The sequence below is a fragment of the Pannonibacter phragmitetus DSM 14782 genome (assembly GCF_000382365.1).
Classification (GTDB): domain Bacteria; phylum Pseudomonadota; class Alphaproteobacteria; order Rhizobiales; family Stappiaceae; genus Pannonibacter; species Pannonibacter phragmitetus.
In genome coordinates this window covers 107,901-123,250 of the sequence record NZ_KB908222.1, presented here as the reverse complement: position 1 = coordinate 123,250, position 15,350 = coordinate 107,901, and the positions used below count along the sequence as shown (strand labels likewise).

Below are 15,350 nucleotides of genomic sequence, written 5' to 3'. Positions count from 1 at the left end.
ATGATGAGCGGCATCCGGCAGGGTGCCGCTCTTTTATTTTACCGGCGCAGCAGTTTCAGCGCCCGCCCGTCGAGCAGCACGAGGCCGCCGAGCAGAATGGCGAGCCCGGCGAATTGCACCGGGTAGAGCCTTTCGCCCAGCAGCAGATATCCGAAGCCGAGGGCGCAGACGGGGACCAGCAGGGTGACTGTCGAGGTGTTGGTTGCCCCTGCCTCGCCCAGGAGCCGGAAGAAGATCATGTAGCCAAGCGCCGTCGCGAGCACGGCAAGCGCCAGCACATTGCCCCAGACCAGCAGGCTGACATCCGCTGGCGACCAGCTTCCCACCGAAAAGAGCGCAAGCGGCAGCATCAGCAAGGTCGAGCCGGTGATCTGGCCGGTTGCGGTGACGAGCGGCGGCGTGCCCTTGAAGCGGCGGCCGAAAGCGCCGGCGCAGCCATAGGAGAGGGCGGCACCCAGGCAGGCGGCCTGCGCCCAAAGCGGATCGGAACTCAGCCCGGCAAGGCTGGAGGACAGCATCAGCACCACGCCCGATAAGCCTAGCAATACGCCAGCGATGCGGTTGGCCGTCACCGGTTCCTGGTGCAGCACCACGGCGGCGATCAGGAAGGTGAAGATTGGCGTCGTGGCATTGAGAATCGAGGCAAGGCCTGCTGCGATGCCCGTCTGGCCCCAGAAAATCAGGGAGAAGGGAATCGCATTGTTGAGCAGACCCATGACAAGGAAGCTTGCCAGCATCTTCGGATCACGCGGAAACCGGTGCGGAGTAAAGCGCAGCACCACATGCAGCACGGCGGCGGCAATCAGCACCCTGAGGAACACCAGCATCAGCGGCGGAATCTCGGCCACCGCCACCTTGGCAAAGAGGAACGAGCCGCCCCACAGGGCACTGAGGAAAAACAGCAGCAGCCAGGCGGCTAATGACATGATTGTGTCCGGATGTTTGAGGCGGGGCTTGCGCCTTCGGGGGAGTGCGAGCTGTATCACCTGACGGGATTGCTGCGCCACCCGGAATGCGAGGCTCCCTTCCGTCAATTTCTTCTGTTTCGGGCTCGCAACTCTTGGCGGAAGTGGCTATAGTCCGCGCGTTTGCCCCGGCCATGTACCGGGGTTTTGTGTGCTGGTGCCCGGAAAAGCGGCCCCGGCAGATGGTTCCTTTTGAGAAGGGTATGGCACCCATGGCCAATGTTGTTGTCGTCGGTTCGCAATGGGGCGATGAAGGCAAGGGCAAGATCGTCGACTGGCTCTCGGAGCAGGCCGATGTGATTGTCCGTTTCCAGGGCGGGCATAATGCCGGCCATACGCTCGTGATCGACGGCGTCAGCTACAAGCTGTCCCTGTTGCCCTCCGGCGTCGTGCGCCCGGGCAAGCTGTCGGTGATCGGCAACGGCGTGGTGCTGGATCCGCATGCGCTTGTGGCGGAAATCGGCCGCCTGCGCGATCAGGGCGTGACCGTCAATCCGCAAACCCTGCGTATCGCCGAAAACGTGACGCTGATCCTGTCGCTGCACCGCGAACTGGATGCCCTGCGCGAGAACTCCAGCACCGGCACGCGCATCGGCACCACGGGCCGCGGCATTGGCCCGGCCTATGAGGACAAGGTGGGCCGCCGCGCCATCCGCCTGATGGACCTTGCCAACATGGAGACGCTGCCAGCCAAGATCGACCGGCTGCTGGCCCATCACAACCCGCTGCGCCGGGGCCTCGGTCAGAGCGAAATCTCCGCAGAAGCCATCTTCCAGGAACTGTCCTCCGTGGCCGGCACCGTTCTGCCTTACATGGATTCGGTGTGGAAGCTGCTCGACGGCCAGCGCCGCGAAGGCAAGCGCCTGCTGTTTGAAGGCGCACAGGGCGCGCTGCTGGACATCGATCACGGCACCTATCCCTTCGTCACCTCGTCCAACACGGTTGCCGGTCAGGCCGCCACCGGCTCGGGCCTTGGCCCCAATGCCGTCGGCTACGTGTTGGGTATCACCAAGGCCTACACCACCCGCGTGGGCGAAGGCCCGTTCCCGACCGAGCAGCAAAACGAAGTCGGCGAATTCCTCGGCACCCGCGGCCATGAATTCGGCACCGTCACGGGCCGCAAGCGCCGCTGCGGCTGGTTCGATGCGGTTCTGGTGCGTCAGACGGTCTGCACCTCCGGCATCACCGGCATCGCGCTGACCAAGCTGGACGTGCTGGACGGCCTTGAGGAGCTGAAGATCTGCGTCGGCTATGAGCTGGACGGCAAGCGGATCGATTATCTGCCGGCATCCCAGGGTGCACAGGCCCGTGTGGTCCCGATCTATGAGACCCTGCCGGGCTGGCAGGAATCCACCAAGGGTGCCCGCAGCTGGGCTGATCTTCCGGCGCAGGCCGTGAAGTATGTCCGTCACGTTGAGGAACTGATCGGCGCACCGGTGGCGCTGCTTTCCACCAGCCCGGAGCGTGACGACACCATCCTGGTGCAGAATCCGTTCCAGGACTGACGTGAAATTTATCGGGCGGAATGCTCCCCATTCCGCCCGAAAGTCATGTAAAAACCTGATTGCACATCCTATCTTTGCCGAACACCTCTTGCGCCCGCCGGTGTTGAGCCTACAAATGGGATGGCATGAATACGGAGCTTCCGGTGCGCCGGGTTCAGGCTGGCACCCCTCACGAGCGAGCCAATGGCTGATTACTATTCGATTTTGAAGAAAACGATTGCGTCCCTGCCGGAGAACAACGGTTCTGCGCGCCGCAACGTCTACAGCCGCGCCCGAAACGCGATTGTCAGTCAGCTCAAGGCCTATGAGCCGCCGCTTTCCCCGTCCGAGATTACGGCCGAGCAGTTGCGCCTCGAGGAGGCTATCCGCAAGGTTGAGGCCGAGGCGGCGCGCGAAACGCTGATGGCGACGCGCCCGGCGCCTGCTGCGCCTGCGCCCATGGCCCCTGCTGCGGGCGCCAGCGCTCCGGCCGCTCCCCGTTCTGAGCCCTATCCGCCGTCTTCTCCCGCGCCGCGCGGGCCGCTCGGCTCTGCCGTGCAGGAAGCCGAAAGGCTGGGAGATGCGTCGTCGAGCGCGTTGCAGACCGCCCGCGATGCTTTCCGCAGCGACAGCGCTCCGGCAGAGCCGCCGGTTGAGCGCAGCCAGCCGCGCATGGAGCCCGCTTTCGGAGCGGCGCCCGCAAAGCCGTCCGTTGAACCGGCAGCCCCCGCGCCGTCGTCCTACGCCCTTCCCGCGCCGAGCCCACGGCCAGCGCCTGCGGGTGACAGTCTGCGCCCGGATCCGTCTGCACCTGCGCCCGCCGGCACAGGAGGCATGAATGCTGCAGTTGACCGGCTTGCGGCTGACGAGCCGCGCAAGGTCCGGACACGCGCCCCGCGCCGTGCTGCCAAGTCTGGCGGCAACTCGCCCCTGATGTCCTACGTGTTCCTGGGCGGATTTGTGCTGGTGCTGATCGGCATCGGCGCCTTTATCTATTCCCAGCGCTCGCTGATTGCGGGGATTTTCTCCTCCAGCGAGGAAACGGCCGCAACGGCCGCTCCGGCCCCCGAGGCAGGAGCACCGGCGGGCGAGACGGCTGCAAATGGCGAGAATGGCGGCAAGAACACCGACCGCCTGCTGACCGATACGGGTGAGCCTGCGGTTGCCCCCGATGCGCGGACCGTGACGACGACACTCATCACGCCTTCCACGCCGCCGCAGGAAGCGCCTGCTGCCGTGCCTGAGGCAGCTGCCCCGCCCGCCAGCACAGCGCCGGCCCAGACGGCCGAAACGCCCGGCGCAATCGTTGCGCAGAAGGCTTTCCTCTATGAGGAGGGCGAAGATGCCAGCGGCTCCGGCACCGCTTCTGCGGGCAACGTGGCCTGGTCGGTTTCCGAGGAGAATGGCTCCGGCGGACAGGCCGAAACGGTGCTCGTGGCGCAGGCCCAGATTCCGGACCGGAACATCAATGTGACGCTCCGAATCAAGCCGAACACCGATTCCTCTCTGCCCGCGAGCCATCTGGTCGAGATCCAGTTCCAGCTTCCGGAAGGCTTCTCCGGCGGAGACGTCTCCAATGTGCCGGGCCTCGTGATGAAGCCGACCGAGGAAGCGCGCGGAGATGCTCTCCTGGGCGCTTCGGTGAAGGTCGCTCCGGGTTACTTCTGGATTGCGCTGTCGAGCGTTGACAGCGAGCGGGACCGCAACCTTGCCCTGATGCGTGAGCGTGGCTGGATCGATATTCCAATGCTCTACGAAAACGGCAAGCGTGCCATCTTCACCATCGAGAAGGGCACCCCTGGCGCCCGCGCTCTGGAACAGGCGATTGCCGCCTGGCAGCGCGGCTGATCCCGGCGGTTCTGCCCGGTTCCGGTTAAGCTTCAATGCCCCGGCTGTCCATGGGTGACAGCCGGGGCCTTCGGCTTTTGTGACAGGGTGCCGCAAGTTTTGCTTGCCAAGACGGCATTCAGACTGCATGTTTCAGGCTGGTCCGAGGGGTGCTCCGATGTGAGCTGAGATGGCGCAAAGCTGAACCCTTAGAACCTGATCCGGGTCATGCCGGCGAAGGGACGGAAACCTTTAGCCATATCCCGGATCTCCAATGTCTTGACCGGCTTGCCGGTGACGGGAGATCCCTTTGTGTCGATAGAACTTCTTTCGGGAAGGCAACCCCTTCCATCTGCGAGCCCCGTCCGGAATGCGTTTCCGGCCCGTGCAGCCTCTGTCCTGCGCAGCATTGCGCCGGGCGTGACGGTCAGCCTGTCCCTGTTGCTGATCTGGGATCAGGCGGTGCGGCTCCTCGAAATCCCGCCCTACATGCTACCCGGTCCGCTGAAAGTGCTGGAGGCCTTCCAGCGCCAGAGTGGCTTCCTGCTTTATCACGCCAGCATCACCTTGAGCGAAACTCTGCTGGGCTTTGTTTTCGGCATTGCCGCCGGGGTCATGCTGGCCTTCGTCATGTGGCTGTCGCCGCTGGCACGGCGCGGGCTGCTGCCGGTGGTTCTGGTGACGCAGGCGCTGCCGGTCTTTGCCATTGCCCCCATTCTGGTGCTGTGGCTCGGCTTCGGCCTTGCCTCCAAGATCGTGATGGCGGTGCTGGTCATCTTCTTTGCCGTCACCTCCACCTTCTTTGACGGCCTCAGGCGGATGGACCAGGGCCTGGTCGATCTGGCGCTGCTCTACCGCGTCAACCGCTGGCAGGAACTGCGCTATTTCCGCCTGCCGTCTGCCATGCCCGCGCTTGCCTCCGGTGTCCGGATTGCAGCTGTCTTCGCCCCCATCGGTGCCATTGTGGGCGAATGGGTCGGGGCCAAGGGCGGGCTTGCCTTCATCATGCTGCAGAGCAATGCCCGGATGCAGACGGACACCATGTTTGCCGCTCTTGCCTTGCTTGCCGCCATGGTTCTGGTCCTGCGCTTCGTTGTCGAGCGCCTGACCCGCCGCATGGTGCCCTGGCAGCGCGAGGACTGAGCCCCGCGCCTGCATCTGCCGGCCGGGCTGAGGCTGGACCGGCTCAGACTTCATCCAACATCTGTCTATCGGGAGACCCGCATGAAACGCATTCTCGCGCTGTCGCTGGCCGCTGTTTTGGCCACTGCTGCCCCCGCCTCGGCGGCGGACAAGCTGACCGTTCTGCTCGACTGGTTCGTCAACCCGGACCACGCGCCTCTGGTGGTGGCCAAGCAGAAGGGCTTCTTCGAGGCCGAAGGGCTTGATGTGGAACTGATCGAGCCGGCCGATCCGGCCATGCCGCCGAAGCTGGTGGCGGCCGGGCAGGGGGATATTGCCGTGTCCTACCAGCCGACGCTCCATGCCCAGATCAGCGAAGGCATGCCGCTGAAGTGGATCGGCACGCTGGTGGAGACACCGCTTAACACGCTGATCGTGCTGGAGGATGGCCCCATCAAGACGCTGGCTGACCTCAAGGGCAAGAAGATCGGCTTCTCCGTGTCCGGCTTCGAGGATGCGATGCTCGGCCAGATGCTCCGCTCGCAGGGGCTTTCGATCGAGGATGTGGAGCTCATCAACGTCAACTTCGCCCTGTCGCCGTCCCTGATGACGGGTCAGGTGGATGCGGTGATCGGCGGCTACCGCAATTTCGAGCTCACCCAGATTGAGCTGGAGGGCAAGAAGGGCAAGGCCTTCTACCCGGAAGAAAACGGCGTGCCCATCTTCGACGAGCTGATCTACGTGGCGGCGAAGGACAAGACCGGGGACCCGCGCTATGTCCGTTTCCTCGCTGCGGTTGAGAGGGCAACAGTTTATCTGACCAACCATCCGGACGACTCGTGGGAGGCCTTCATTGCGGCCTATCCGAACCTCGATGACGAGCTGAACCGCCGCGCCTGGGGCGACACGCTGCCGCGTTTTGCCAAGCGCCCGGCAGCTCTGGATGCCGGCCGCTATCAGCGCTTTGCCGAGTTCCTGCATGAAAACAAGCTGATCACCAGCGTGCCGCCGGTGGAGGACTATACGGCCGAGCTGCGGTGATATGTGAAAGGGGGCCCTGTGCGGATATTCGCAGGGCCTTCCACCCTTGCTGGGCCGTCCCGGCCTTGTGCCGGGACCTGTAAGGAAGCTTGTGCCTTTATCAAGCCTTCCGGTGCTGACGCATCACGCCTTGAAATTGCTAAAGCGCCGTACAGGCTGACCCAACCCCCGGAGTCAATCTCATTGAGTGTTGGTTATGCCGGGGCCGCCTGACAGGCCCCGGCACATGGCCGGGGCGGCGCGGGGTGTGGATCTGGCGGCATTGACCGGTTTGTACCCGCCAAACCTTCCCGCAGTTCACGCCGCCGCTGTTTCGAGCTGTTGGGCCCGCTCCGTCAGCCGGTCGTAGAAGGCGATGAGTTCCGGGGGGGCAGTCTCGCGGCAGTCGGCAAGGGCGGCAGCGGCGGCTTCCGGTTTGCGGTTGTCGAGGGCATCCATCAGCTTCATGTGATGCAGCTCGAGTGTCCGGAAGGCCTCGCTGCGCCGCAGTTCCTGATCGCCGATCAGCGCGAAGAGCTTCACGGGCCGGGACTTGCCCTTGAGCGGGATGGCGCCAGCCTCCAGATAGGCAAGGTCAGGGGCCTGCGTGCGTGTGTCTTCCGAGACGACGAGATCGGCGCCGACGCTCTTGCAGCTAGACTCAATCCGGCTTGCCACGTTCACCGCGTCACCAATCACCGAGTAGTTGAAGCGCTGTGAGGAGCCCATGTTGCCGACGCAGGCCTCGCCCGTGTTGAGACCAATGCCGATCTGCACGGTCTGGGTCTTGAAATTGCGGGCCTTGAAGCCGAAGGCATCTTCCGCATTTAATTGGTCCACCACGTCCAGCATCTTCAGGCTGGCCGCGCAGGCCATGGCCGCATGGTTTTCCACCCGGACGGGCGCGTTCCAGAAGGCCATGATGCTGTCGCCGATATATTTGTCGATGGTGCCGCCATAGGCCTGGATGGCATCGCTGAGCGGGGACAGCAGTGTATTGAGAAAATGCACCAGCTCCGTCGGCGTCAGCTGCTCTGAAATGGGCGTAAAGCCGCGCACATCCATGAAGAGGATGGTCATCGGCCGCAGTTCCCCGCCCAGCACCAGCTGGTCCGGCTGCTGTTCCAACTGGCTGACCAGCTCCGGCGAGAGATACTGGCTGAAGGCCTGGCGCACGAAGCGTTTCTCCCGGTCCGTCATCACATAGAGCATGGAGGTGCCGATGGCGAAGACGACGAAGGCGGTGATCGAGGGATAGAGCCCGTCGATCAGAAGGCCGTTCTGGACGAAAAGCAGAAGGGAGCCGCCGAACATCAGGACGGTGAGACAAACGGCAGCAGCGCCGGTGATGAGCCCGCCGGTCAGCGGCAGAAGCGCGACAAGGACGAGGCCGGCGAGCAGAACGGCAATGATTTCCGCGCCCTCCGCCCAGTCCGGACGGGCGAGGAAGTTGCCGGAGATGATCTGCTCTGCGGCCTGCGCGTGGATCGATACGCCCGGCACCTGCTCGCCAAGGGGCGTGGAGCGGATATCGAACAGGCCGGCGGCAGAGGTGCCGATGAAGATGATCTGGCCATCGATCAGCGGCTGCACCTTGGGACGCTTCTGCGGGTCGAGCAGGTCGGCGACGGAAACATAGCGCTCCGGCCGGTTCCAGTCGTAATAAACCCAGAACTCGCCGGTTTCCGTCACTGGAACGGAGAAGCTGCCCACTCTGATCCCGTTGAGCGCCCCGCCCTTGCCGGTTTCATCCGCCCGCGTGATCAGCCCGGTTGCCCCTTGCGCCACGCGAAGGGCCTCCACCGCCAGACTGGGGAAGACTTCGGTCCCGTCAGTCACAAGCAGCGGAATGCGGCGGACGATGCCGCCTGTATCGTCGGCACTCAGCGACACGCTGCCGATGCCGCTTGCAGCCTCCTGCAGGGGCAGAATGGCGCCAAGAGCCGAGGCATAGGGCGGGAGCAGGCCGGCTGGGGAGGGGCCCACATGCGCCATGCCGGCCTTCAGTTGCGGCTGCTGCGGTGTGGCAGATGGAAGTATCGCGAAACCGAGAATGGAGGGTGCTTCTGCGAGGGCCTCCGCAAACAGCTCATCCGTATCCGGCAGCGACTTGAGTGCGGCTTTCACATCCGGCGAGGCAGCAATGGAACTTTCCGGCAGGCTGAGGGCCAGCTGCCGCGGCGAGGACCGGTCGGCTTCGGAAAAGATCACATCGAAGGCAATGGCAGCGGCGCCCATGCTATTGAGCGTGTTGACGATTTCCGCCATCCGGTCTCGTGGCCATGGCCACTGGCCGTAGAGCGCCAGAGAGGCATCGTCGATATCCACCACCCGCACCGGGCTGTCCTGATAGCCGCGGGGGGCGAGCCTCTGATAATAATCGAAGCTCAGCTCGCGCACGGCCTGCAGAAACGGCGGGTCGATGGCACGAATGCCTGCAAGGCTGGCCAAGGCCGCCAGCGTGACGAGCGCGACCCGCGCCCGCTTGCCTATAAAGTGCCCAAACCCCACGCTTCTGCAGCCTCCGCCCTTCGCGGCGCGTCCGGCCGCAGTCTGCCACGTTAGAAAAGCAAAAAACGGGACGCAAGTGCGCGTCCCGTTTCATCAAATGCCATTGATGCTGAAATGGATCAGGCCGGAACCGCCGTCTCCATCTCGCGGGCACTCTTCTGCACCGCCTTCTGCACCTTTTCAAAGGCGCGCACCTCAATCTGGCGCACGCGTTCGCGGCTGACGCCAAATTCGGTGGAGAGGTCCTCCAGCGTCATCGGATCTTCCGAAAGGCGGCGGGCCTCGAATATGCGGCGCTCGCGGTCATTCAGAACCGACATGGCGTTGCCGAGCAGCTTGCGGCGCATGTTCAGTTCTTCCTGGTTGGCGAGAATGGTCTCCTGGCTTTCGCTCTCGTCCACCAGCCAGTCCTGCCATTCGCCGGAGTCCGCTTCCGCAGACCGGATGGGCGCGTTCAGTGAGGTGTCACCGGCAAGGCGGCGGTTCATGGAGATGACGTCTTCTTCCGGAACGCCCAGCTTGGTGGCGATGGCCTGCACCTGCTCCGGCTTCAGGTCGCCTTCCTCCAGCGCCTGAATGCGGCCCTTGAGGCGGCGCAGGTTGAAGAACAGGCGCTTCTGATTGGCCGTGGTGCCCATCTTCACCAGCGACCAGGACCGCAGGATATATTCCTGGATCGCGGCCTTGATCCACCACATGGCATAGGTGGCCAGACGGAAGCCTTTTTCGGGCTCGAAGCGCTTGACGGCCTGCATCAGGCCAACGTTGCCTTCCGAGACGACTTCACCTAGCGGCAGGCCATAGCCACGGTAGCCCATGGCAATCTTGGCGACGAGACGCAGGTGCGAGGTGACGAGCCGTTCGGCAGCAGCAGGGTCTTCATGCTCGCGGTAGCGCTTGGCGAGCATGTATTCTTCCTGCGGTTCCAGCATGGGGAAACGGCGGATTTCGTCGAGATAGCGGCTGAGGCCGCCTTCGCCTGCTGTCAGCACCGGAATGTTCTGGGCCATGAAATGCGCCCCCTTTCCTAAAACCTTCTGCGTTCCCCTACCGGACGTCTGGCAGCACCGCTTGTGCGGCCACTCAGGGCAAACGCTTCACAATGGCATCCGTTCCCGGATCGCCGTCAGGTTCAAGATATAAGTAAGATCTTGCCGAAAACAGGACCGTAAAGGGGGCTGGAACCTAAAATTTTCGTAATGCTTCGAGAAGCGTGGCGAAATCCTCGGGCATCTCGCTTTCAAAATACAGCGTTTCGCCCGTCACCGGATGCTCAAAGGCCAGCACGCCGGCATGCAGTGCCTGGCGCGGAAAATCGATGACAGCGCTGCGAAGAGGCTCCGGAAGCGGGTTTGCCTTGGTCTTGAAACCTGCACCATAAATCTGATCCCCGATCAGCGGCAGGCCGATATGGGCCATGTGCACGCGGATCTGGTGGGTGCGGCCCGTCTCCAGCCGGCATTCCATCAGCGAGGCCAGCGGCGGCTGATCCACCGGGCCGAAGCGCTCGATCACCTGCCAGTGGGTGATGGCCTCACGGCCGCCCTTGCGCACCACGGTCATCTTCTGCCGGTTGCTCTCCGAACGGGCGAGGTTGGCCTCGATGGTGCCGCGCAGGCTGCCCGGCCCGCCCCAGACCAGCGCCAGATAGGCGCGTTCCAGCGGGCCGGTGCGGCCATGGTCGGCAAACTGGTCCGACAGGCCCTGATGGGCAACATCGGTCTTGGCAACAACCAGAAGGCCGGAGGTGTCCTTGTCGAGGCGGTGGACGATGCCGGGGCGCTTGACGCCGCCGATGCCGGACAGGCTGTCGCCGCAATGGGCAATCAGCGCATTGACCAGCGTGCCGGTCCAGTTGCCCGCTCCCGGATGCACCACAAGCCCGGCCGGCTTGTCGATGACGATGAGGGCATCATCCTCATAGACGATGTCGAGGGGGATGTCCTCGCCCTGCGGCTCGGGATCCTCCGGCTCGGGCATGGTCAGGCTCAGGCGGTCACCCTCATGCACCTTGTGCTTGGGCTCTTCGACGGTCTTGCCGTTGACCTGCACCTCGCCGCCCTTGATAAGGGCCTGCACCCGGTTGCGGCTGAGGCCTTCCAGCCTTGCGGCCATGACGGCATCGAGGCGCTTGCCTGCGTCTTCTTCAGAAGCGATAAAGCCGGATGCCCCATCCAGCCCCTGCGGCGCCTGAGGAGAAGTATCGTTCATGACCAATTCCGCCTTCAAAGACCGGGATGTGGAGACCAGCACACATGAGGAGGAAGCTCCTCTGGACCCCGCCGTGCTGCGGGTTCAGACGCGCCTGCGCCGCCTCATGGCGGGCTCCACGCTGATCATGTTCGCCGGATTTGCCGCTCTCTTCGCAGTAATCGTGTACAAGGTCAATTCCGTGGGCAAGGAAAACAGCGGCGTTGCCCTGCCGGAGACGGTGAAACTGGGGGCCGGTGCCGAGGTGCTGGGTCTTTCGCCGGGGGCGAATGGCAGCCTCATCCTGCTGGTTCAGCAGGAGGGCGCGTCCCAGCTGGTGCATCTGGACGCCTCATCCGGCGAAATCCTGGGCCGCACGAAGCTTCTGGCGGAGTAAGCTCTTCCTTCTGATCCGGGCTTCTGAAGCCGGGGAAGACATTTTTCCCCGGCGGATCAGAACTTTGCCCTTGCATGGCTCTGCTGTTGCGCCTATATGAGCGGCCTCGCAGCAAGATTGCTGCTGGCGCTCCCATCGTCTAGCGGTCAGGACGCCGCCCTCTCACGGCGGAAACAGGGGTTCGATTCCCCTTGGGAGTACCAAACTCTTCCCTCACATGATGGATATCAGGCCACACAGCGTTACACGCTGAGTGCGGGCTTTGGCTTGTTTCATCCGGGGATGTTCAGTTTCCAGACCTGAACAGCAAGACAGGCCAGAGGCTTGCGGCATGCTGCCTTCGCCTCACCTCAGGCGACGACCTTCTTTTGCGGGTCTGCCGGGGCAGATGCAGGCGTTGCCGTGACGGCTGACGGTGCTGCAGCCGCTGCCGCCTGGGCTGCCTGCTGCTGGCTGGCGGCAGCGGCGCTGGCACGCACGATCTTGCCGGCCAGCTGCGCGGGGCTGAGCTGCGTTGACTGTGCCGGCTTTGCGGCGGCTGTCTTGCGCGGCTTCGCTGGCTGGGCGGACGTCGCTGCAGGGGCAGAGCGTGGTGCGGGGGATGCAGCAGCCGTGCCGCCCGTCATGGCCTTGGTGATGGACTTCAGCTCGCTGCGAAGATCCTGGACAGTCGTGCCGGATGCCAGTTCGCTGCGCAGCCGCAGGTTCTCGCTGCGCACACGGGTGAGTGCCCGCTCCTGCGCCGCCGTGCGGGCCGCCAGCCTGGCTTTTTCCGTCTCTGCTGCCTGAAGTTCGGTGTCGAGCCGTGTCATCAGCGTTTCGGGCTTTGCACCGGCCATGTCCAGATGCAGGCTCAGGCGCGCAATGTCGGCCTGGGCGGCGATCAGATCGGCCTCCTTGTCGAGAAGGCGGGCTTCCAGCTGGGCGATTGTCTTGCGCAGCGCGCCTGCATCGGCTCCGGGCTGGATCTGGGTGGCCGCTGCACTGCCCCGGTATGTATCGAGCTGGCGCTTCATCGTGGCAATCTGCGCTTCCAGCGAGGTGATCGTGGCGAGCGCTGCCGTGCCGGTCAGCTCGGGTGCCTCTGTCTCGAACGTCTTTTCCAGAAGGGCGGAGTAACGGGCGCCCAGCTCGGACAGGGCGTCCTTCAGGCGCGCGGAATCGCGGCGTTCGGCCTCCAGCTGCTCCTCCAGCGCCTTGTCCTCACGCAGCTGTGCGTGATGCTCGCGCTCCAGCGCTAGCTGGGCCGGCAGTGCGCGTCCGGCCTCGGCACGGAGCCGGGTGCTTTCTTCCTTCAGTCTTGAAAGTTCCCGCTCCAGGCGGCGCAGCTCCACGGCATGTTCGGCACGCAGCGTGTCGCGTGCGGCCATGATCTCGCGGTAGCTGGTTGGCGTGGTGGCCAGCACAGCTTCACGTGTCAGGCGCACGGCGCGTTTCCACACGGCAGACAGAACAGCAAGGCCCAGCAGACTGGCTGCCAGGAACCCCAGAAGTCCATACATTGCCGCTTCGATCACACGCCGTCTCGCTGGTTCTGAAGTCTGTTCTGCCGCCAGTTGCCTTCATCAATACCGCAGCAGAAAGGGCAGGCCAAGAGGCCCGCCCTGAAAAGCTGCCGTTCAGATAACTTCCGCAGATCAGAAAGGATTCCAGGTTGGGCGCTGGGTGAACTTGAGGTAGCCCATGTTGACGCCGAGGCGGGCGCCGACGCCGGCACGCACGGGCACAACGTAGATGTTGTTGTAGGCGAGCACCGTCATGCCGAAGCCGCCGACGAGATAGGCCGAGCCATTGACGCCGACATAGCGGCGGTAAATGTCCTCGACCACCGGCAGATTGTAGATCAGCATCATGACGCGGGCGCCGTCGCCGCCGAAGTCCCAGCCGATCGACGGCCCCTGCCAGAAGATCTTGTGATTGCCGGCATTGCGGGTGTAGAGGTCGCCCTCGCCGTAGCGGGCACCAGCCACGATCGCGCCAGATCCTTCCTCGCCCAGAATGTAGCCGTTGGGCTCGCCATACTGGCTGATGGCCTTCTCGATGACCGAGGCAAGGCCTCCGGAGATTTCACCGAAGAAGCGGTGGCCGGCGTCCAGAATTTCCTGCTGGTTATAGCTGCCGCCCGGAGGAGAGCCCTGGGCCTGGGCGGCCCCCGAGCGGCCCATGAGGGCAGCACTCGCGACCGAGCCGAGCATGAAGCCCATCAACGCGCGCCGGCTGATCGGGCGGCTTTCGCTGGAGCTGGTTCCGGAAGCCTTGTTGTCTGCCATCTTGGTGTTTCTCCAAACTGAAATTCACAGCCATGCGGCTGAAGCTATTCTCTCTTCAAAGCCTGACCTGACGCTTGCGCCGCACACGGCATGCGCGGGGAGACGGCAGGCGCCATACTGGACAAACGCGCAATCACCTTTGCGGTTCCAGGTTCATTGTCCGTGCCGCCCGTCACGGTTTTCGCCTTGCCTCACCGCGGCCGTGTCCCGGTTGGAACGGAACAGGCATTTCGTAGTATGAAGGCTGAACGCTCGAATCATGGCAGCAGGACCCGAATCAATGTCAGAATTTACCTTGAATCTGACAAGGTTATGGCTTCCAGCCAAGCAATTCGCCATGGCAGCTGTTTTCTTTGCGGCCAGTGTCTTCGGAGCGTCTGCCCGTCCGGATTTTTATCTGGCCGATCCGGTCACGGCCTATGCCATCGGCGGCTACGACCCCGTCGCATTTTTTGTCGATGGCTATCCGCGGCTTGGTGACCGCCGGATCGAACTGTCCTGGCGCGGCGTTCGGTGGCTGTTCGTCAATGAGGGCAACAAGGCGGCCTTCGAGCGCGACCCGGAGGTCTATGCCCCGCAATATGGCGGCTGCGGCGCCTATGCACTGGTGGAAGGCTATGCGACGGCAGGCAATCCGGCCATTTTTGCGGTGGTTGAGAACCGGCTTTACTTCTTTCATACGGCGGTGAACCGCTACCTGTTCCTCACCTCCCGCGAGACCTCCGTCGAGGCTGCGGCGGCAAATGCCCTTAAAACTGGCTGTTTGCAGCCCTGAATGGACTGCATTCCCTTGGCAGGGCCTGCCCGCCTGTGTAACGCTTTGGTACATTTTCTCGAATCATGTCTGCAGCTGGCCAGATCTGGAGCTTTGTCCGTCCATGTCCGAAATGAAAGATCTCACCTCCCTCGACCTCTCCGCCCTGGTGTCCAGCCGTATTTGCCATGACATCATCTCGCCGGTGGGTGCGATCATCAACGGGCTGGAAGTGCTGGACGAGGACGGCTCCGGCGACATGCGCGAATTCGCCATGGAACTGATCCGCAAGAGTGCGCGCCAGGCCTCGGCGAAGCTGCAGTTTGCCCGTCTTGCCTTTGGCGCGGCCGGGTCCGCCGGGGCGGAAATCGATCTGGGGGACGCCCAGTCGGTTGCTGGTGCGCTTATGGAGAACGAAAAATCCAATCTCAACTGGCAGGTCGACCGGCAGCTGATGCCGAAGAACTTGGTTAAGCTTTTGCTAAACTTGCTTCTGATTGCCAATCAGTGCGTGCCGCGCGGAGGCGAGATCACCGTTTCGATGACCGGCCAGCCTGCCAGCCCGTCTTTCGAGCTGACGGCAAAGGGCGTAAATCCGCGGATTCCGCTGGGCATGCAGGCGACACTGTCGGGCGAAGAGCCCGAGCGCGTCGATGCGCACTCTGTGCAGCCGATCTATACTGTTCTGCTGGCGCGTGAATGCGGCATGAAGATTGATATTGTCAAAGACGACGAGGGTGTAAGGCTTACCGCAACTCAGGTATAGAAATCACCGGAAAGAAGCTGAATCCGCTTCAGTCTATCTTAACT

13 protein-coding genes, 1 tRNA gene and 1 riboswitch are annotated in these 15,350 nt (G+C 63.5%); of the genes, 8 read left to right on the top strand and 6 right to left on the bottom strand.

The features are described from left to right. Positions 1-38: 38 nt before the first annotated feature. Positions 39-926 (bottom strand): DMT family transporter, encoded by an 888-nt coding sequence (locus tag H163_RS0113305; RefSeq protein WP_019965087.1) that lies wholly within the window; start codon positions 924-926, stop codon positions 39-41. A 251-nt stretch (positions 927-1,177) separates the two neighbouring features. Here H163_RS0113305 and H163_RS0113300 point away from each other — a divergent pair, with 251 nt between their 5' ends. From H163_RS0113300 to H163_RS0113285, 4 genes are all read left to right on the top strand, one after another. Then, on the top strand, positions 1,178-2,470 hold the full coding sequence (locus H163_RS0113300) for an adenylosuccinate synthase (protein WP_019965086.1): 1,293 nt from the start codon (positions 1,178-1,180) through the stop codon (positions 2,468-2,470). Between the two features lie 183 nt (positions 2,471-2,653). Beyond that, the gene (locus tag H163_RS0113295; protein WP_019965085.1) at positions 2,654-4,297 is read left to right on the top strand and encodes a hypothetical protein; all 1,644 of its coding nucleotides are present in this window, start codon (positions 2,654-2,656) and stop codon (positions 4,295-4,297) included. Positions 4,298-4,432: 135 nt separating this feature from the next. Further along, a riboswitch (TPP riboswitch) is annotated at positions 4,433-4,536 on the top strand. 160 nt (positions 4,537-4,696) lie between these two features. Then, entirely contained in the window at positions 4,697-5,419 is a 723-nt protein-coding gene (locus H163_RS0113290) for an ABC transporter permease (RefSeq protein ID WP_019965084.1), read from the top strand. Positions 5,420-5,500: 81 nt separating this feature from the next. Further along, the gene (locus H163_RS0113285; RefSeq protein WP_019965083.1) at positions 5,501-6,439 is read left to right on the top strand and encodes an ABC transporter substrate-binding protein; all 939 of its coding nucleotides are present in this window, start codon (positions 5,501-5,503) and stop codon (positions 6,437-6,439) included. Positions 6,440-6,736: 297 nt separating this feature from the next. On the opposite strand, the gene H163_RS22795 is transcribed toward H163_RS0113285, so the two are convergent. The 3 genes from H163_RS22795 to H163_RS0113270 all read right to left on the bottom strand — a co-directional run bounded on the left by H163_RS22795 (position 6,737) and on the right by H163_RS0113270 (position 11,140). After that, entirely contained in the window at positions 6,737-8,929 is a 2,193-nt protein-coding gene (locus H163_RS22795) for a CHASE2 domain-containing protein (RefSeq protein WP_115336494.1), read from the bottom strand. 119 nt (positions 8,930-9,048) lie between these two features. Further along, positions 9,049-9,939 carry an RNA polymerase sigma factor RpoH gene (rpoH, locus tag H163_RS0113275; protein WP_019965081.1) on the bottom strand — a complete coding sequence of 297 codons (891 nt, stop codon included), beginning with the start codon at positions 9,937-9,939 and terminating at the stop codon, positions 9,049-9,051. 175 nt (positions 9,940-10,114) lie between these two features. Further along, positions 10,115-11,140: an RluA family pseudouridine synthase gene (locus H163_RS0113270; protein ID WP_019965080.1), complete on the bottom strand. Its 1,026-nt coding sequence runs from the start codon at positions 11,138-11,140 to the stop codon at positions 10,115-10,117. Here H163_RS0113270 and H163_RS0113265 point away from each other — a divergent pair. Together H163_RS0113265 and H163_RS0113260 are read left to right on the top strand one after the other, a co-directional pair. Continuing rightward, positions 11,139-11,516, top strand: a complete 378-nt coding sequence (locus tag H163_RS0113265) for a DUF6476 family protein (RefSeq protein ID WP_019965079.1) — start codon at positions 11,139-11,141, stop codon at positions 11,514-11,516. The genes H163_RS0113270 and H163_RS0113265 overlap by 2 nt on opposite strands. Positions 11,517-11,644: 128 nt before the next feature. Continuing rightward, positions 11,645-11,719, top strand: a tRNA-Glu gene (locus H163_RS0113260). 147 nt (positions 11,720-11,866) lie between these two features. Here the strand turns inward: H163_RS0113260 and H163_RS0113255 are convergent. Then, positions 11,867-13,033, bottom strand: coding sequence for a coiled-coil domain-containing protein (locus H163_RS0113255; RefSeq protein ID WP_147290456.1), 1,167 nt, complete (start codon positions 13,031-13,033; stop codon positions 11,867-11,869). 120 nt (positions 13,034-13,153) lie between these two features. Then, positions 13,154-13,786, bottom strand: coding sequence for a DUF1134 domain-containing protein (locus H163_RS0113250; protein ID WP_019965077.1), 633 nt, complete (start codon positions 13,784-13,786; stop codon positions 13,154-13,156). 337 nt (positions 13,787-14,123) lie between these two features. Between H163_RS0113250 and H163_RS0113245 the strand changes: the two genes are divergently transcribed. Next, positions 14,124-14,561, top strand: coding sequence for a YHS domain-containing (seleno)protein (locus H163_RS0113245; protein ID WP_019965076.1), 438 nt, complete (start codon positions 14,124-14,126; stop codon positions 14,559-14,561). A gap of 103 nt (positions 14,562-14,664) precedes the next feature. After that, positions 14,665-15,306 carry a histidine phosphotransferase ChpT gene (gene chpT / locus H163_RS0113240; protein ID WP_019965075.1) on the top strand — a complete coding sequence of 214 codons (642 nt, stop codon included), beginning with the start codon at positions 14,665-14,667 and terminating at the stop codon, positions 15,304-15,306. Positions 15,307-15,350 lie beyond the last annotated feature (44 nt).